General features: G+C 37.4%; 16 protein-coding genes and 1 tRNA gene. 7 read left to right on the top strand and 10 right to left on the bottom strand.

Going from position 1 to position 17,769, the window contains the following annotated elements:
• Nucleotides 1-32 precede the first annotated feature (32 nt).
• From ACN1CD_RS02460 to tssO (ACN1CD_RS02440), 5 genes are read right to left on the bottom strand one after another with little or no spacing between them, the layout of a single operon-like run.
• A complete protein-coding gene (locus ACN1CD_RS02460; RefSeq protein ID WP_419128661.1) occupies nt 33-2,549 on the bottom strand; it encodes an ATP-dependent Clp protease ATP-binding subunit in 2,517 nt (838 codons plus the stop codon).
• Between the two features lie 5 nt (nt 2,550-2,554).
• Complete coding sequence (tssR, locus tag ACN1CD_RS02455) at nt 2,555-4,930, bottom strand: type VI secretion system protein TssR domain-containing protein (RefSeq protein ID WP_419128660.1); 2,376 nt, start codon at nt 4,928-4,930, stop codon at nt 2,555-2,557.
• Nucleotides 4,931-4,972: 42 nt separating this feature from the next.
• The gene (locus tag ACN1CD_RS02450) at nt 4,973-5,953 is read right to left on the bottom strand and encodes a PKD domain-containing protein (RefSeq protein ID WP_419128659.1); all 981 of its coding nucleotides are present in this window, start codon (nt 5,951-5,953) and stop codon (nt 4,973-4,975) included.
• Between the two features lie 30 nt (nt 5,954-5,983).
• On the bottom strand, nt 5,984-6,469 hold the full coding sequence (gene tssO / locus ACN1CD_RS02445) for a type VI secretion system TssO (RefSeq protein ID WP_419128658.1): 486 nt from the start codon (nt 6,467-6,469) through the stop codon (nt 5,984-5,986).
• Between the two features lie 9 nt (nt 6,470-6,478).
• Complete coding sequence (gene tssO, locus ACN1CD_RS02440) at nt 6,479-7,000, bottom strand: type VI secretion system TssO (protein WP_419128657.1); 522 nt, start codon at nt 6,998-7,000, stop codon at nt 6,479-6,481.
• A gap of 175 nt (nt 7,001-7,175) precedes the next feature.
• On the opposite strand from tssO (ACN1CD_RS02440), the gene ACN1CD_RS02435 reads away from it, so the two are divergent.
• Nucleotides 7,176-7,610, top strand: coding sequence for a GPW/gp25 family protein (locus ACN1CD_RS02435; protein WP_419128656.1), 435 nt, complete (start codon nt 7,176-7,178; stop codon nt 7,608-7,610).
• Nucleotides 7,611-7,637: 27 nt separating this feature from the next.
• Nucleotides 7,638-9,503, top strand: coding sequence for a hypothetical protein (locus ACN1CD_RS02430; protein ID WP_419128655.1), 1,866 nt, complete (start codon nt 7,638-7,640; stop codon nt 9,501-9,503).
• On the opposite strand, the gene ACN1CD_RS02425 is transcribed toward ACN1CD_RS02430, so the two are convergent.
• Nucleotides 9,500-10,438, bottom strand: a complete 939-nt coding sequence (locus ACN1CD_RS02425) for a type VI secretion system baseplate subunit TssG (protein WP_419128654.1) — start codon at nt 10,436-10,438, stop codon at nt 9,500-9,502. The two genes, ACN1CD_RS02430 and ACN1CD_RS02425, sit on opposite strands and share 4 nt — an antisense overlap.
• 116 nt (nt 10,439-10,554) lie before the next feature.
• Between ACN1CD_RS02425 and ACN1CD_RS02420 the strand changes: the two genes are divergently transcribed.
• From ACN1CD_RS02420 to ACN1CD_RS02405, 4 genes are all read left to right on the top strand, one after another.
• Nucleotides 10,555-11,448 carry a TssN family type VI secretion system protein gene (locus ACN1CD_RS02420; protein WP_419128653.1) on the top strand — a complete coding sequence of 298 codons (894 nt, stop codon included), beginning with the start codon at nt 10,555-10,557 and terminating at the stop codon, nt 11,446-11,448.
• Nucleotides 11,449-11,467: 19 nt separating this feature from the next.
• Complete coding sequence (locus ACN1CD_RS02415) at nt 11,468-12,607, top strand: hypothetical protein (RefSeq protein ID WP_419128652.1); 1,140 nt, start codon at nt 11,468-11,470, stop codon at nt 12,605-12,607.
• A 562-nt stretch (nt 12,608-13,169) separates the two neighbouring features.
• Nucleotides 13,170-13,997 carry a glycoside hydrolase gene (locus ACN1CD_RS02410; protein ID WP_419128651.1) on the top strand — a complete coding sequence of 276 codons (828 nt, stop codon included), beginning with the start codon at nt 13,170-13,172 and terminating at the stop codon, nt 13,995-13,997.
• 63 nt (nt 13,998-14,060) lie between these two features.
• Complete coding sequence (locus tag ACN1CD_RS02405) at nt 14,061-14,534, top strand: CAP domain-containing protein (RefSeq protein ID WP_419128650.1); 474 nt, start codon at nt 14,061-14,063, stop codon at nt 14,532-14,534.
• A gap of 5 nt (nt 14,535-14,539) precedes the next feature.
• Here ACN1CD_RS02405 and ACN1CD_RS02400 read toward each other — a convergent pair whose 3' ends face one another.
• Nucleotides 14,540-14,824, bottom strand: coding sequence for a putative quinol monooxygenase (locus tag ACN1CD_RS02400; protein WP_419128649.1), 285 nt, complete (start codon nt 14,822-14,824; stop codon nt 14,540-14,542).
• A complete protein-coding gene (locus ACN1CD_RS02395) occupies nt 14,796-15,425 on the bottom strand; it encodes an NAD(P)H-dependent oxidoreductase (protein WP_419128648.1) in 630 nt (209 codons plus the stop codon). The genes ACN1CD_RS02400 and ACN1CD_RS02395 overlap by 29 nt, the downstream gene beginning before the upstream one ends.
• 95 nt (nt 15,426-15,520) lie before the next feature.
• Here ACN1CD_RS02395 and ACN1CD_RS02390 point away from each other — a divergent pair, with 95 nt between their 5' ends.
• Nucleotides 15,521-16,423 (top strand): LysR family transcriptional regulator, encoded by a 903-nt coding sequence (locus ACN1CD_RS02390; protein WP_419128647.1) that lies wholly within the window; start codon nt 15,521-15,523, stop codon nt 16,421-16,423.
• Nucleotides 16,424-16,478: 55 nt separating this feature from the next.
• Here the strand turns inward: ACN1CD_RS02390 and ACN1CD_RS02385 are convergent.
• Both ACN1CD_RS02385 and prfA read right to left on the bottom strand, forming a co-directional pair.
• A tRNA-Asp gene (locus tag ACN1CD_RS02385) sits at nt 16,479-16,552 on the bottom strand.
• Between the two features lie 106 nt (nt 16,553-16,658).
• Nucleotides 16,659-17,732 (bottom strand): peptide chain release factor 1, encoded by a 1,074-nt coding sequence (gene prfA / locus ACN1CD_RS02380; RefSeq protein WP_419128646.1) that lies wholly within the window; start codon nt 17,730-17,732, stop codon nt 16,659-16,661.
• Nucleotides 17,733-17,769 lie beyond the last annotated feature (37 nt).

Raw genomic sequence — 17,769 nt, 5'->3', positions numbered from 1 at the left:
TAAATTTTTCTAATAATATAATAGTTAACGTTTTAACTCAATTTTTGTTCCAATGTTGCCACTTCCGGATGAATAATATTCCATTCCAATTTATCCTCTTCAGGATGTTTACTCACATGAATCTTCGATCCTTTTTTTAACTCGCCAGAAATAATGTATTTGGAGATCGGGCGGCGTAATAGATTTCTAATCACTGCGGATAATTGTCTTGCACCATATTTAGGTGTGAAACCATCTAAAGCAATCATTTTCTTCGCATCTTCTGCAATTTCAAATTCGATGCCCATTTTGTTTAGCGACTGAACCAAACTACTTAACTGGATTTCAAAAATGCGTACCACATTGCTTTCATTTATTGGTGCAAAAGGAACTATTTCAGAAATTCTGGCTAAAAATTCCGGGCGGAAATGGCCAGCCATTACTTCCATTAATTGGTTAGAAGCAGGGATAACACCTTTTCCAATTTGTTCTGCAATCCATTCGCTACCAATATTAGAAGTAAAAAGAATTAGCGAATTGCTAAAATCTCCTTCTTTCCCCAAGCGATCGTGCATGTGGCCTTCATCTAAAATTTGTAAAAACGTATCAAAAACCGAGGGATGTGCTTTTTCAATTTCATCAAATAATAGTACTGAGTAGGGCTGTTGTCTGATTTTGTTCACCAGCAAACCACCTTCTTCATAACCTACATATCCTGGAGGCGCTCCATAAAGTAAAGCAGCGCTGTGTTCTTCTTTAAATTCAGACATATCAAACCTGATCATTGCCTTTTCATCATTAAACAAGAATTCGGCTATAGATTTGGCCAATTCCGTTTTACCCGTTCCCGTTGGCCCTAATAAAAAGAATGATCCAATGGGTTGGCCTTTTTTATTTAATCCGCTTCGCGATTCTAAGATTGCATCTGAAACTGCTTTAAGTGCCTGATCCTGACCTACCACACGTTTTTTTAGGTATTGCTCCATGTTGAGCAACTTTTCCTTCTCCCCTGCCTGCAACTTACCCATTGGAATGCCTGTTTTATAGGCGACAATTGAGGCAATATCTTGCTTGGTGATTTTGTCGCTTTTTTCCGCAGCGTATTTCTTCAATTCCTGGAGGCTGCTGTTAATATATCCTTTGTATTCATCGGCAGTTTCAAAAGCATCCGTTTGGGTTTCATCTGTTAAACGTCCCAATAGAACGGGGCTTAATTTGGCCTGTAGTAGAGAAAATAGCCATTTATAATCCGCAAACTGATCAGCTTCTGATTGCTCTTCATTGGTATTTAAAGCCTCCAGATCTGACTCTAAACTATCAATAACCTGGTTAGAAGTATCATTCATCATTTTCATGGCGGCCATCGTTCTATCCAGCAAATCAAATGCAGAATCTGGGAGCCTTCTGTCTTTCATGTAGCGTTTAGCCAAACGAACACATTCGCCCAAAGCATCAGGCTCAATGCTCAAAGTATGGTGTTCTTCATACTTAACTGCTAATTTTTGCAACATTTTTATGGTACTTTCTTCATTTGGTTCGTTTACCTGAAGCACTTCAAAACGCCTGCTAAAGGCCTGTTCCGGCTCAATAATTTTGCGGTATTCGTCAATTGTAGTTGCACCGATTACGGTTATTTCACCTCTGGCTAACTCTGGTTTCAACAAATTGCCAATACCAGCGCCCAGCGGACCTTTACTATCTAATAATGTATGAATTTCATCGATGAAAAGCACTGCTTTTTCAAACTGCTTTACTTCTTTGATGATGTTCTTTAAACGGTCTTCAATTTCGCCTTTGTAAGATGCACCAGCGATGAGCGATCCCAGATCAAGCTCAAAAAGCTGAACTGCTTTTAAGCTATCAGGTACATTCTGGTTTACAATATCAATAGCGAAGCCATCTACCAAAGCTGTTTTACCTACCCCGGCATCGCCTGTTAGGATTACATTTGGTTTGGTTCTGCGGCAAAGGATTTCCATCATCATCCGGGTTTCTTTATCGCGGCCAATAATCGGATCAGTCTTCGCATCACGAACCATCTGCAAACGATCTATGCAGTATTTATATAAAGCATTGCCTGTATTTTTATTTTCGGCACCAGGCGTTGTTTTATCCGGCGAAACTGCTCTCGAAATTTCTTCGTCTTTTACATAGAGGTCTAAAATTTCTCGCTCTTTTATGGGAAAAGACTTTAACTGATCTGGCTGAAAACCTATTCCTGGCTTTGCTAATGCAGTAAGTACACAAACTGGAGTGATTAAATCGAGGCCCAACTTAATACGTACATTATCTGCCTCTTCGAAAATTACTGCAATTTCCGGAGCACCACTAACGGTATCACTTAAACCTGCAGATTTTGCCAGCTCCTCAATCCGAACTTCTGCCCACTCACTGATATACTCCTCATCCTTCCCGATGGAAGTAATAAAAGATCTTAAACCAACGTCTTTATGCATCAAGCCCTTAAGCAGATGCGCAGCAGTAAAAACTTCATTTCTATATTCTTTAGCCAATGACTGCGCAATGTGCAGTGCTGTTTTTACCGATTCACTTAGATTTGTAATTGCCATATCCCTTAGTTGGTTTTTGGCAATACTGCCGGGTTAAAATTATTTTCGGTGATGTAATAATATATTTTGCCGTTTGATAGAAATTGCTGCTCAATCTGGGTAGCTCTTTTAATTTGCTCAACAGATTGATTTAACAATTTAATGTAGTTTTCAAATTGATCGAGTGGCATTTTTGAGGTGCTTTTTAAATCACCAACCTTATACTTCGCTAAAAATTCGTTGTTTAAAGGCAAACCCGTTACCAGTTTAATGTAGTTAGCTAAAGTCATTGCCTTTACCTCACCAGAAGATGTTTTCATTCCTAACAACTGTTTCGGCATTTTAATATAGTTTTTAACCAACTTGTTTCTGAAAGAAGATTGATCTGCCTGAAGATTTTGTCCTAACATAATCGAGAAAACATCAACAATCTGTTTGTATTCCATATTATTAAGTACAATGGCATATTGCAATGTTGATGGGTGGTTCTTCACCACATCTGCAGATAAGTTTGCTGTACTATAATATTTAAAGGCATTATGCGGCATGCGATCTGCTACTTCTGCGCCAACTGGTGGCGAAAGCAAACCCTCTACTTCGGATGAAAGATTTTTACGCGAAATTCCCGTTAAACGAAATGCGCTATCCAGAGAACTGATTTGATTGTAAATATCCATATTGGTTTCTTTTACAAAACGGCGCAGAGCGATGGTCATGCTTTGGTTGGAATTTACTGATCCTTTGGTTGGGAAAACTACCCCACCTTGAATTAAGCTGTTCTTAGGGTAATCTAAATAATATGAAATCGAATCTTGCAAACTTGTGTTATAAGGCTGGAAGCTTTTTAAGCCTTCACCTTTAACCATGGTGTTTTTTCTATATTCTGCTGCACGGATGGCCGATTCAGAAACTAATTTACGTGATTGAATGACGAAATCATTAAATGATTGGTTAAAATCGCTATATACCTGAAGTGCTAAAATTCTGGCATCTGCCTGCGCAACCTGTTCGCCCAGTTCGTTAATCAGATAGTTATTTGTTCCTCCAATGTTTCCTGTACTTCCCACTAATATAATTAAATTGGTTTCATTTTTCTTGGCCTTAAATAGATTTAAGCCAGCTTTTAAAGCTTCGAAAACTGGCCCTTCTGCAATTTCGCCATTACATCTAAGCGTATTTTTAGCCTGATTGGATAAAAAAGACATCAGTTTTCTATAGTCATTCTGAATCGGACTAACAAAAATTCCTTGTAACGCACATCCGGCTTCACCACGGTATACCACGCCTCCATAACTCACGTTTGTTCCTTTTCCGAAATCACCCATTATATTTTCAAAAGAAGATATGGTGTTGGTCATTCCTGAGAGATATTTAGTCATCGAACTTCCGCCATCTACCACGAACAGTACGTTAATTTTATTTTTATTCTTACGGAGTTTTAAATAATCCTGATAGGAAAGTAACGATCCATTGATGGTTAAGATTTTATTGTCTTTTTTATTATAAACGTCTGCTGCAATTCCTACACCATACGAACCTGCATCCTCAGAAACCACCGGAACACTTCTTAAAATCAGGTTTTCTTGCGGCAATAAAGGATCTACCACAAATGCTGTTCCTTTATCAATGCCACTTTTAATGGCGGCTGCGGTAGAATCATCGCTATTATCACTCGTTGGTTTAGCTGAAGTGATATATAAACGATCTCCCCAGTTGTGTACTACTTCTGATGATACCCAGCCGTAAATACTTTTTAAGGCGGTATCGGCAACCAGCTGATCATCAGAACCAATTAAGTATTTTTTTCCATCTTCAGATTTTTTGTAGATGTAAGAAATTTCATGTAACCTCACTTTCGTGCGTCTGTCTTTAAGTTCGGGAGTATTGTAAACCAATATAGAATCTGTTGTATCGAAATAAAATTTCGGCTCTGTTAGTGCATTTTTTCCGTTAACAATACCAATTGATTTTTCTGCATAGCCAGTTTTCTGGTTAGAAAATGCACGCTGCCATAAGAGTAATTTTGATTTTGCAATCCAACCATAACTGATGGCACTTTTTTTATCAGTAATCTTTCTTCCTCTGATCATCCCTGCTTTGTATTTGATCAGTTTTAAATAGCCATTTTCCTCTTTCGAAACATAAAAAGGTTCCATGAAGCCTATTTTTTTCATAATCAGGCTACCGCCGGGAGCAGTAGTAGTGTAATTGTCTTCACGATCGGAAAAAACAATCCAGGGCAAACTGCTATTGCTGGTATTGTCATTTACATTGATGGTTTCTGCTGGCCGTTCATAGGCTTTAGGCATATATTTTACTTTTTTGCCAAACGATGCCGGTGATTGTGCATAGGCAAAGGATATTCCTAAAAACAGGATGGTTAAGGCATAATATTTTTTCATAATGGTTGTAGATGAGCTTTAGAATGAGGTTAAGATGTTAATCTATTTTGTTTTAGCTGGCGCATCAGTTGCTGCTGTTGTTGCCGGCTGTGCGGTTCCTGAATGTTGTTTAATATTTAATAAACTGGCGCAGGTAGAATTTGGTTTGATAGTTAATTGCGCCTCATCTACTGCTATCTCACCCCCAAAGGTTAGACCCATGCAATACGAATAAATATCAGTTTGCTTTTTCTTCCCGTTCATTTCTACATTTACAGTTACTTTTTCGTTGTTGCACATGTATTTGTTAACGAGATAATAGTAATTGGAGTTGAAGTCTGCACCATTGGCAATTGCCTGTAATCTGGCCCTGATATCATCGATGGTTTTGCGTTCACCATCGCCTGGCGCTACAAAATCTTCAACAATTTCTGCATTAGGATCGGTAATGAGTATAGTTAAATACGCTGGTTTACGCGCTTTATCTGATCGAAGACGAACCACATATTTCCCAGGAGCGCGGTAAGTGTATAGAGCTGTTTTCCCTTTAACATCTACCCGGCCGGTTTCACCGAACGACCATTCGAAATCCTTGCCTTCCCCATCTCCTTCTAACCTTATTTCTTCATTAACTAAACCAGCTGTTGGCCCACTAATGGTCAGTACGCTGTCTACCACTACCGCCCTTACCGTGTCTCTTACCGTTATTGGAAACTCCTGACGTAACTCACCATCAACCGTGAGGCGTACAATGTAAGTATCTGGCTTGGTATAGTGGTAAGAACCTGTTTTCGTTGTGGCCCTTTCGCCATTACCAAATTCCCATAGCCATTTGGTAGCCTTTGGCGTATTATCTGTAAAGACTAAATCTTCATTTAAATAGATTTCGTCTTTTAAAATTCTAGCTTCAATTGCTCTTTTTTCGAACAAAGAACTTTTAAATAAAAAGATGAGGCCTGTTAAAAGAAGTACTGCTAATAGGATGTATAAAATAACATAGCCCTGCGAATTTGAATTAACTTGCTTGGTGTTTGAATCGGACATAGGTAGCGTTTTTATGTTTTGTTTAGAGGTTTATCGGGAAGAGATGGTTTGTTGCAATTGTCGCCTGTTAGTAATGCAGTCGTCTAATTGTCTTTTGTGTAGTTCAATATCACTGATATTTCTGTTTTGTTCTTGTCTGTCGTAGAAAAGCCTATCATACAGTTGAGACGTTTGAACAAAAATCTTATAGCGGGAATCTGATGCTTTGCGATCAAACGCGGCTTTAATAGACCCTAACGATAGCTGAATATCGTTTTTTAAAAATACTGCCTGTACATTTGGATTATAACGGGTAATTTGTTTGAAAGTAGTATCTACCGTAGGCATGGTTTCTTTTACCATGTTTTCGAATACTTCATTTTCACTTATTTTGACTTCAAGTTCTTCTTTTGAAATTTCATATCTCGATTTATTGCTGTAAAATATGCCGAAGCTTAATAGCCCGACAGTGAAAACAAACAGCGCCACGAAAAACAAGAATTGTTCACGTCTTTCTTTTATGCTTAATTTAATCATAATATTTAATTACTTGCCGTATCTACCGTTTCTGATTCTATTCGCTGCAGACTGATTAGCCCGCTGACAATCGTTTATTTGTTCTTTATACCGCTGTATATCACCCCTTGATTTGATTAACGAATCCTGCAAATCGGCCATTGCACCAACATTGTTGTTTAGTTTTCCATACAATTCAAAACTTGGGCTATCTTCAGTTTTTCTAGAGATAAGATCTTTAATCCGGTTGTTTGCTGTTTGAATATCGCCAAGCAAAATACCTTGCTTACTCATTTCATTTGCGTTGTAATCTCTATATTGGGTAAGTTCTTTGAATCGAACCAGAATCAGATCGAAATTGGTATTAATGTCTTTTCTTAAGTAAGATAATTTTTCTGCTTCCTTTACTTTTTTATCAAGTAAGGCATATTCATAATCAGAAGCAGCAAAAAAGAGGTAAATACAGAAGATGGAAAAAAGAGTAAGGAATAAAAAGTTCAGAATAAACTTAGTATAAGAGCTTCTGATTTCGACGGCGTTAATAGGTTTCATAGACTTTTAATGTTTCACATAGCAATGGTACAATAATTAATCTGACAATCAACATCACTTAAAATCACACAAACACATTCGATTAACTTTGCAATAACAATTTTTTATATTTTGTGTTTGGTTATAAAAGAGAATTAATTTATTTTACTTTTAACAAACTTTAAGCCAAATTTCCATGTCTGAAAATTTTTTTAATAAACCCTTCAGATTTAACTCCGTATTTTCAGGTACTGGGCTTCAGCCAACTGACCTCGGAAAATCAATTTCGAACCATATCGAATTAATCATTTTTACCCGCTATGGCGAACACCGCTACCGGAATGATTTTGGGTGTGAGATTTGGGATTTAGATTTTGAGTTAATCGTTAGCGAAAGCCTGTGGGAAGAAAAGTTTCGCAAATCACTGCTAAAATCAATTTCTGACTATGAATTTAGAATAGATAACATTGCAGTAGAAGTTCGGATTACGGAGGTAGAAAATGTATATCCACTACGTAAGATAACCGAGATAAAAAAGAAAGTTGATATTACCGTTAGAGCACTAATAAAAACCACAGGAGAAAAATATTTTTTTAATACAGCGCTATTCCTTAGTCCACTTTCAACTTAAGTTTAAAACGCACCAATTATTCTACACATGAAACCAGTTTTTTATTCATCAAAAGATGAAATCCGAAATAGAATTTTAAAGAATGCAGAAGATTTCTGGAATATTAAGGATACAAATGATTTCGATCCGCTGGTAAAATTAATTATTGAGGCATTGAGCAATGAGCTTTTTAATGTTGCCAACGATGTTAAAAACCTGGAGAATAGAATCTTTGATAAAATCAGCAGAATCTTAGCGCCAGATCACCTTACATCTTCCTTACCAGCGCATGCCATCATACATGCCAGACCCATTGAAGAGGAAGATTATCTTTCGCCATATACCCAGTTTGCATTTAAGAAAAACATCCCGCAGGAAAATGACAAAGCCAAAAAAGCTGATATTTTCTTTGGTCCCTTACATACGGTAAAAGTTCATAATGCTTCCATAAAATATATAGCCACCGGAAATACGCTTTTCAATATAGAACAATCGAACAAACAACCGCTGCTGAATACGCTTCCTGGTTTTTCTGTTGAAAAAAACACCATTTACATTGGCTTAAGTGGCATAAGGAATTGGATGGATTTTAATAAGCTTAACTTATTTTTCGACTGGAAGAATTACTCAGTACCGGAAAATACCTACGACCTGTTATCTTTAGGAAAATGGTTCTATAAAGATAATGAGCTCGGTGCTTACACCGAACGTTTTATGGATGAGCCTTTAACAGGCAAAATCGAAGCGCCTTTCCATCATAAACAATTGCTCAATTTAATTAAGGCTGATATTTTACAGTTTTACAGCAACCGTTTCATCACCCTGGGTGATCTGAATGACTTCAATATCGATAATAAGCCAGAATTACCAGCTGCTTTAGCCAACATTTTTCAGCCTGCCGGCATCAATCAGATTGATAAAAAGGTTAGGTGGCTAAAAGTGGTTTTTCCGGCAGCCATTAACCAGGAAATGCTGAATGAACTTCATATTTATATTAATGCTTTTCCTGTAGTTAATAAAAGATTAAGCCAGATTAAACACCGGCTAAAAATCATGAATAACATTATCCCGATAAAGACTGTAGAAACAGATCAAATGCTGGCAATAGAAAACCTGAAGGATAATCATGGTAACAGCTACAACGAAATTCCATACACCAATGAAAATGAAAAAGGCGATGGCTCATTTTCGATCAGGTATGGTGGAACTGAGCGCTTTGACACCAGAAATGCAAAGGAATTGGTTGATTACCTTTTTGAACTATTACGGGATGAAAAAGCAGCTTTTTCTGCTTACGGGCCCGATTTCTTGAGCACTATTCTTAAAAATTTAGAACAGAACATCGCCCTGATTGAACAGAAGAGCCGTTCTGCTCTTAAAGACATTAAAGAATTGCCGAGCTATATCCTCTTGAAACCCATTGACGACGCCGACATTTTATTTGTAGACATTTGGGTAACTCAGGCTGAAGAAGCTAACCACATCAATGCTGGCAGCCGATTGGTTGTTTATGAAAACAATAAAGTAAATGCTGAAAGCATCTTTTTCTTAAGCCAGACGAAAGGCGGGCGTACAAAATTGAATGCGAGTAACAGGGTACAAGCCTACAAATATGGATTAACAACAGCCGACAGAATTATTACCAAAGCTGATGTGATTAATTTTTGTCGTTACGAGCTGGGGCAAAAACTTAACGGAATTACTTTAGCTAAAGGAATTATGATGGATAATAAACCAAATGCTGGTTTCATTAAAACAACTGATATCATCATTGAGCCTGCAGAAAATCAAAAACTTACTATTCAGGATTGGGAAGAATTATTGAGTTTAACCTTGGCTAAATTAAAACTTAGAAGTACCATGAATATACATTACCGCATGTTGTTAAAACCATCAGTTTACAAAACATTCTAGATATAAACCGTGTAGCCCAGGTAAGCACTTTCCCCATCAGTGGTGAGCAGGGTTTCCTGCAATTCAATTGCAGTAAGCAGCTCTACAGTTACTTCAGCATCAATAGGCATGAGGTAACTGATGGCCATATCTAAAATAGCCCTGTTCTGCTGACCTGGAATAAATTTAACAAGCTCTTGTGGTGTGGTTGGCCCGATATTGATGTGGTAGGCTTCATTGTCCGGCGTGAAACTGTCTCCTATAATGGTATCGATACCTAGAGCACTACTACCGAGTTGCATCTGGAGATCATCTGCAATTTTTACCTGGGATGCATTTGCTGTAGCATTAACTAAAAGAATTGGCAAATTAAATAAGGCTGTAAGCACTTTAGATACAAAGCTGATATCGTTTCTTTTTTGCTGAATTTCTGGCAACAAGTGCATCCAGATAATGCTTTGTTCTTTATTTAACAATTGAAATTCATCCCAGCCAAATTCAAAAATCCGGCTTAAATCAGAATAAGTGGTTTTTTTATCAAGCTTATTTTCATAAAGCTCAGTCATGATCCTTACATGATTAATCTCTGCATCAAATGGGGTAAAAAATAATCTGGCGTGTTTCTCTTCCTCCCTCCTGTCTCTGATATCCTTAATCATCGATTCTTCATCCATCCCGGCACTGCCCGTTGGTGGTCTGTGGAAGAGCCCTTCAGGCAACATGTCGTATAAACTTTCCCTGTTGGTACTGATCCGGATACGATCGTGCCTCCTCTTTTCAGAATAATAACCAGTGCTATTTTCGATATCCTTAGTAAATGCCCGCTTATCTGCACCCAAGGGGATAATTTCTATGCAATCGGCATCTATTACTTCACGTTCGATTAAGTCAGCAGCATGTGCCACCGCTTTATAATCCGTAAAGAGTTCATTATGAATTAAAGTTTCTTTTTTCATCTAAACTTTCGGCCCGCTTGTTTGTTAAGGGTTAAATTAATATTATAGAACAAATTAGCATTACAATCAAATACTAAAGATACTATATTTGTAACACATCACATCTAAAAAAATTAATGGACGTTCAATCTTTTTTTATTCGCTTTCTACTATTCCCGCTGATTTTTATCGTTTCAACGGCGGTACTTTCTATCATTAACAAAAAGAATCAATTCCTCAATAACAAAAGACTTATCATAAGTGTTCTCCTTATCGGTATTATTTTAGCAATCCCCGGCTTCCTGGGTTTTCTAAACTTTAATTTCATGCCTTGGGGATATATCATTTGCTGTATATTCTATATCCTTACAGGAACTGTATTTGTATATTTATTAACAAAATACTATCCAAAAGATGTACTGGAGCGTAAGGTATTTATCTTTTTTGCCACTTTCGTTTCAGCCATATTATCCGTTTACTTGTATCAACTGGCCTTCAATTGGCTCAGCAATGTTCGTTTCGGCTGGTGGGGCGCTGGCAGTATTGCCTGGTTCTTTGTACCGTTGATGTTCTGGTGGGCTTATGTTTCTTTGCTCAGTATTCCTTCAGAAATTTACAAAATCTGGAAATATCCCTCAACGCCTTTGGATATTAACATGGACCATGTAGATTTTAATAAGTTATTGGTTTTAGAGTTGGAGCTTTATAAAAAAAGTAGTGATCCTGAACCCTTAAAGGTTAAGGTTAAAGCACCAGAAAATATGAATTTTGGGATCTGGTTCCATAAGTTTATTGATGATTACAACCTTAAATTTGGTAAAAACCCTGTTGAATTCAGAGATGAAGATCAGGATGGTTACAGATGGATATTCTTTATTAAAACATCATTCTTTAAAAGAAATATTTTTATAGATCCGGATTTAGATATCACTGAAAACGGCATTTCAGAAAAAATGACCATTTATGCGAAACGTGTAACCGAAAACGTTAACAAACCTAACGAAGTAGGAGAAAGCGCTATCTTTATTTAACCTCTAAAAAATTTTTACTATGATTAAGCCGCTAAAACATAAGTCGATCAACTGGATTAATGGAATGAAATTATCCAGTAATCACTTTACTGCGAACGATCTTTATTTACAAGATTTTGTAAGGGATGCCATATCTCTAAACATTCATAACAGCAATTATGGGTTTTTGCCGCCAATTGTTGGCTACAATAGTTCGCACGATATTGAAATTGTAGAAAAGGCTACCAATCACATTGAAGTAAGGGTTAAATATTGCAATGCCCTCACTCCGGAAGGGGTTCATATTGATATTTTGCAAAGTGATACGATGGATAATTTAGTGCATAGTCATTATTTTGGTCAATCAGAACCCCGTAATTATTTTATTCTTTTGGTTGTGAATCCTTTCACCAGGGTACCAGCCGGCACTCCAGATCCGGAAGAAAGTCCGTTGCGTTATCCTGAACTTGCCAAAGCATACCATATTGTGGTTCTCCCTGAAAATGAGATTGCCAGCCAAATGCCAGATAATTATTTCTTAACGATAGGCCAGGTTTACCATGAGAATGGAAGAATGACAATTAATAAATCCTATATCCCGCCAAGCGCCACTATTACCAGTCACCCGGCATTGATCAGGTATTATGAAACATTTAATTCCTTATTGAATGATTTGCAATTGGCTTCATTCAAAATCATCGATAAAACCAGCGGCAGAGACAACATTACGCCCTTAGGTAAGAACATTAGGTTAATTTCTGAAAAAATTGTTGATTTCGTTGCAGGGATTTTCTATGAATACAGAAATGTTGCGTACCGGGAATCGCCAACGGTATTAGTTGGTTATTTCTCTAGTTTAGCACACATCTTTTTTACTGCTGTTAAACTGATCGATCCTAAAGAGCGCGAAGAGTTGCTTAAATATTTCTATGAATGGAAAGATGTAACACCTGGAAACTTCGAGGAACTATTAGCCAAAACGATAGAACTGGTTTACGATCATAAACAAATTAATCAATCTATGGTTACCGTAAATGATTTCTTAAGTGTATTAGTAGCACTTTGGAATAAGCTGAGTGGATTAGAATACATCGGTCAACGCAAAGAAAATATAGTAGTTGCCGAACAGCAAGTTGTACAGCAAGTTCAGGCCAGAAAAACCTGGACACTTTTAGATTAAGATTCCACACTTAAAACATTATACCGATCATTACTTATCGAAGAGAAATTGGCTTAATTGTTAAATTTCATCTGAAACGAGAAGTATTGATCGGTTTTTTGGTTTCAGATCATTTTATTGTTTTAACCTTTGTTTCCATTTTAAAAATGATATTTATCTTAAATTTTCGATACGTATCATTATAGCTTATCTTAATGAAAACTAGTGTGTTTTCAAAAAATAAATTGTTTTACCCCTCCTTTTTTACTATTTACCCCCCTATTTCATAGATGATTTTATGGGTATATTTGGTTACAATATAGACTCATTAAAAATTCATTACCTGTAATAATCTATTGAATATTACGATCTAACCAATTTATTATGAGCATCGCAACAACGATTTGCCAAGACAACCTCAATTGTACATTGCATAGCATCTTTATTATATGATTGTCCTGGCTTCCTATAAATCACTAAATGAATTATTCATTATCAATTAACATTTAAGCTTGGTGAAAGAGGAATACAGACAACAGCAGTATCTTAATAATTAACCAAATATCAACCTAAAAAAAAAGAAATGAGGAATCACAAAACATTCAGATCGATTGCGCTATTGGCTTGCTTATCGATAGCATTCTTATCATGCAAAAAAGACAAGGAAACTGAGGCGGAAGCCGGCAGTGTAAAAGCCTGGGAAACGCTAATAGATGGTGAATCCTTCGCCAGCTACGGAAACTTTGAGGCGAAGTGGAATTATAATTATCCATGGGGCACGGATCACAATGGATCTGCACGTATGGTAGGAAGCTCCACGAATCACAACCAGATTTCATTAAGTGGCGGAGCAATGACCATCACCGCAACCAGATTATCCAGTTCACCAGGCAATAGTACTGCTAATGGCTTTACAAATGTGGCCATTTGGTATAATTCTGGCGCCTGTTATGCTAAACAGCAGGTACTTATTAATGATCAGTTTCCAAGTTATACCATTTCTGGCGATTTTGCAGTACCGACTAATAGAGGTACCTGGCCAGCTTTTTGGATTACTGGGGTAAATTCGTGGCCACCCGAAAGCGACATCATGGAATTTAAGGGAAGTTCTACCAATTGGCAAAATACTTACGATGGTGGCTGGGAAAATAAATTAACAAATGTTTCTAATGCTGGTTCTTACCATAATTACAAATGCTGGTACAATAAGATAAATGCTACTGATGTAGAATGTCATTACTATATTGACAATAACTGGGTAGCGAGACATGTGATGAGTAATTCGGTTGACAAAGCAATGTGGCTCATCGTTAATATGCAAATGGAGGGCGATAGTGGCTCGCCAGGTCCATCTGGCAATACAACATATAATATTAAAAATGTTTATATGGGTAGAGAAAGGGCTTATTAATGCAGTAGTGTAAAAAATATTGGAGGTAGCGCTTGCTATCTCCAATATCAATAAAACTTTTAAATGAGATCGATATACCCGTATGTACTACTTTGTTTGCTATTTACAGGCTGCAAAAAGTCTGAAATTTCGTCACCACAAAATGATCTGAATCTTTTGCTTCAGAAAATAAATTCGTTGAGGCAGTCTGGATGCAACTGCGGCACGGAATTCATGACTCCCGTAGCGCCGCTGTCTTCAAATACCCTACTGGATAATGCAGCAACTGCACATGCGAAAGACATGGCGCAACGGAGTTATTTCGCACATATTTCTCCAGATGGTAATATGCCAGAAGAAAGGGCAATGCTGGCTGGCTATACAGGCAATGTTAAAGCAGAGAATTTAGGAAAAGGATATGCAAATTCAGACCAGGTAATCAGCGCCTGGAAAAACAGCACAAGTCATTGCAAGGCGATGATGGATCCCAATACTAAAGAAGCTGGTGTTGGCTTTAATCAAAATTATTGGGTAGTAGTCTTTGGAAATCCTTTATAAATCGCTTAAGCAATTTTACTCGTTTTATGGATCACAATTCCATCTGTTAGCAGACTTGATTTTCCAATGAAATCCAATAGATATTCCCTCTTATTGTGAAGATCTAGCCCGGCCTGATCTTTCCACTCCTCCTGAAAAATAAAGAGATCTTTTTCTTCACTCTCATGTAAATCGTATTGGATGCAAGCATCTTCTTTTCTCGACTGCAAAACCATGTTAAGCAGAAGTGTTCGCAGTTCTGCTTTGGTTTCAGGTTTAGGTTTAACGATTGCTGTTAGATAAATGCTCATATATGTTTTCTTTTAAAAATGTGTTTTGTAAATGTGATTGGTAAAGTTCCATATCTCTAACTACGTTTGCATTTTTTTCAATATCATGAAAATGCATACCTTCCAAACGCTCCATTCCTGTAAAGGCATTCATTCGATGAAAACCAAATAATGGTCCGTCGTCTACACTGGTTTCCATAAAAAACTCATTTGGCAAAGTGAAAGCCTCTTTTGGTGCATTCCAGGATGAAGTTACCATATATTTTCTTCCATGCAACATCCCGCCAGTGCCATAGTTTCTGGTTGGGTTATCAGCTTTGCGTCCGTCGCTGATGTAAATTCCATTTTTATGGCCTTCTGTAAAAACGACATCGATATATTTTTTGAAGCCGTGAGGCAATTGAAACCACCAGATAGGCGTATGATAAATAATAACATCAGCCCAAACGTACTTAGCCACTTCTTCCTTTGGATCATAATTATCGTTAACATTAGTGGTTTTAACTTCAAATTCAGGTAATTCTGAGAAGAAATCAGCCGTTGCTGCCGCGATAGTTTCATTGAATCTACCTCCCGAATGGCCAAATTTTTGACCGCCATTGATGATGAATATTTTTGTCATTTCTGTTTATTTTTATTTGATGCCTCAAAATTACCACTCATTTTGCCATTATTAAAACAAGTTAATTCATAGCTTTGTATCAGAATTATAATACTATGGTCAATCTGGAATGGTACAGAAGTTTTAAGGCGATTTATAAAACCGGAACATTAACTGGCGCTGCAGAAAGTTTATTTATTTCGCAGCCAGGGGTAAGCCTGCACCTGGGTTCGCTGGAAAGTTATGTTGGATATAAGCTATTTGAACGAACAGGAAGAAAAATGGTTCCAACGGAAAAAGGAAAGGTATTGTATAATTTCATTGTTGAGCCTTTGGCCAAATTGGAAGATGCCGAAAAACACTTTCAGAAAAGCACAGAAAAACATACGCCTACCATCAGCGTTGGAATGTGTTTCGAAACCTTTCAAATTACCTTAGAACAATATATTTCCACACTGCCCTTTAATGTGATTATCCGCTTCGGCGATTACCCTGAAATGCTCGATCAACTGGATAAGGGCATCCTGGATCTGATCATCACGCCACAAAAAGGAAACTCACCCAATATAGAGCACGAAGGTTTCTCCTCTGAAACAATTGTGTTGGTTGGCGGAACCGACACTGATGAGGATCAGTTTAAATTATTAGCCAAAAAGAAAGATTTACCCGAAATGGAAAGGTGGTTGAAGGAACAGAAATGGTATGGTACAGCTGGCGACATGGAGCATCTACTACGTTTCTGGCAATTAAATTTCGGTAAACATGCCGATTTCAGGCCTAATTACATTGTTCCGAATTTGAACTCCATTGTAAGGTGTTTATCCGGCGGAAAAGGCCTGGCAATTATTCCGGATTTTCTTTGCAAAAAAGAGGTTGAAGAAGGAAAAATTAAAGTGATTTGGGAAGGAAAAGAAAAGTTGAAAAACATCCTTTATTTTGGTACCAGGAAAAAGACGCAGTATGCACCAGAAATAGCGTTAATTAAAAAGCTATTTAAAGAAGTGATGGTGAGTATTTAAAAAAAACTCTTTGAAACAAAAAAGCCTCAACTTTTTCAAGTTAAGGCTTTTGTTGCGGAATGGACGGGACTCGAACCCGCGACCTCCTGCGTGACAGGCAGGCATTCTAACCAGCTGAACTACCACTCCTCTTGTTTACTTTTTAAAAGTTTAAACCTCTTTCCCCCTTTCGAGGTTGCAAATATAGGGACAAAATCCCAAATTCCAAATTATTTTTCAAAATAATTGTAACCAATTATCCTACAGCACCTTCCTGCATTTTCTCTGCATTCTCGGCAAATTGAAGGGCATCGATAATTTCCTGAATATCTCCATCCATAATGGCTGGCAGGTTATACATAGTTAAACCAATCCGATGCTCGGTAACCCTACCTTGAGGATAATTATAAGTTCTGATTTTTGCTGAACGATCTCCCGTTGAAACCATCGTTTTACGCTTTGCAGCGATATCACCATTCTTTTTCTGCAATTCAATATCGTATAACTTACTCCGCAACATCTCCATCGCAATCACACGGTTACCCAATTGAGAACGCTCCTGTTGGCAAACTACTACCAACCCAGATGGCTTGTGCGTTAACTGAACCTTGGTTTCTACCTTATTTACATTTTGTCCACCAGCACCACCAGAACGAGAGGTTTGCAACTCAATATCTGCCGGATTGATGTATAAATCGATTTCTTCTGCTTCTGGTAAAACGGCAACAGATGCAGCGGAGGTATGTACGCGACCCTGAGTTTCCGTATCCGGAACCCTTTGAACACGGTGTACACCACTTTCATACTTTAACTGACCATATACATCATCTCCGTTCACCTTCAAAATAACCTCTTTGTAACCACCAGCCGTACCTTCAGTTACATCAACAGTTTCTACCTTCCAACCTTTGGTTTCGAAGTAACGTGTATACATACGGTATAAATCACCGGCAAAAAGTGCAGCTTCATCACCACCAGTACCACCACGGATCTCGAAAACGGCATTTTTGGCATCTTCAGGATCTTTAGGAATCAGCATCAAACGGATATTACTTTCCATTTCTTCTTGCTGCTTCAACAACATATCCAACTCTTCCTTTGCCATTTCACGCATTTCAGCATCTTTTTCAACCGATAAGATTTCCTTGTTTGCATCAATGTTGCTCATCACATTTTTGTAGATTTTATATTCATCTACAATTTTGCCTAAGTCTTTATATTCTTTATTTAAAGCCGCAAAACGTTTCATATCCTGGATCACATCCGGATTACTTAACGATTCTTCTACATCTTCCCAACGCAGCTTTATAGCTTCTAATTTATCTAACATATTATTATTCGTATTGAATTTTCCACCAATTTGCCTA

Source organism: Pedobacter sp. N23S346 (assembly GCF_048515415.1).
In the GTDB taxonomy this organism is placed as follows: Bacteria; Bacteroidota; Bacteroidia; order Sphingobacteriales; family Sphingobacteriaceae; genus Pedobacter.
This window is presented reverse-complemented; position numbering and strand designations above follow the sequence as displayed.

Coding starts and splice junctions, on each gene's coding strand:
- ACN1CD_RS02450 (WP_419128659.1), bottom strand. CDS start 5,953: ATGTCCGATTCAAACACCAAGCAAGTTAATTCAAATTCGCAGGGCTAT.
- ACN1CD_RS02425 (WP_419128654.1), bottom strand. CDS start 10,438: ATGAAAAAAGAAACTTTAATTCATAATGAACTCTTTACGGATTATAAA.
- ACN1CD_RS02415 (WP_419128652.1), top strand. CDS start 11,468: ATGATTAAGCCGCTAAAACATAAGTCGATCAACTGGATTAATGGAATG.
- ACN1CD_RS02400 (WP_419128649.1), bottom strand. CDS start 14,824: ATGAGCATTTATCTAACAGCAATCGTTAAACCTAAACCTGAAACCAAA.
- ACN1CD_RS02390 (WP_419128647.1), top strand. CDS start 15,521: ATGGTCAATCTGGAATGGTACAGAAGTTTTAAGGCGATTTATAAAACC.
- prfA (WP_419128646.1), bottom strand. CDS start 17,732: ATGTTAGATAAATTAGAAGCTATAAAGCTGCGTTGGGAAGATGTAGAA.
- ACN1CD_RS02435 (WP_419128656.1), top strand. CDS start 7,176: ATGTCTGAAAATTTTTTTAATAAACCCTTCAGATTTAACTCCGTATTT.
- ACN1CD_RS02430 (WP_419128655.1), top strand. CDS start 7,638: ATGAAACCAGTTTTTTATTCATCAAAAGATGAAATCCGAAATAGAATT.
- tssO (WP_419128658.1), bottom strand. CDS start 6,469: ATGATTAAATTAAGCATAAAAGAAAGACGTGAACAATTCTTGTTTTTC.
- ACN1CD_RS02405 (WP_419128650.1), top strand. CDS start 14,061: ATGAGATCGATATACCCGTATGTACTACTTTGTTTGCTATTTACAGGC.
- ACN1CD_RS02460 (WP_419128661.1), bottom strand. CDS start 2,549: ATGGCAATTACAAATCTAAGTGAATCGGTAAAAACAGCACTGCACATT.
- ACN1CD_RS02410 (WP_419128651.1), top strand. CDS start 13,170: ATGAGGAATCACAAAACATTCAGATCGATTGCGCTATTGGCTTGCTTA.
- ACN1CD_RS02420 (WP_419128653.1), top strand. CDS start 10,555: ATGGACGTTCAATCTTTTTTTATTCGCTTTCTACTATTCCCGCTGATT.
- tssR (WP_419128660.1), bottom strand. CDS start 4,930: ATGAAAAAATATTATGCCTTAACCATCCTGTTTTTAGGAATATCCTTT.
- tssO (WP_419128657.1), bottom strand. CDS start 7,000: ATGAAACCTATTAACGCCGTCGAAATCAGAAGCTCTTATACTAAGTTT.
- ACN1CD_RS02395 (WP_419128648.1), bottom strand. CDS start 15,425: ATGACAAAAATATTCATCATCAATGGCGGTCAAAAATTTGGCCATTCG.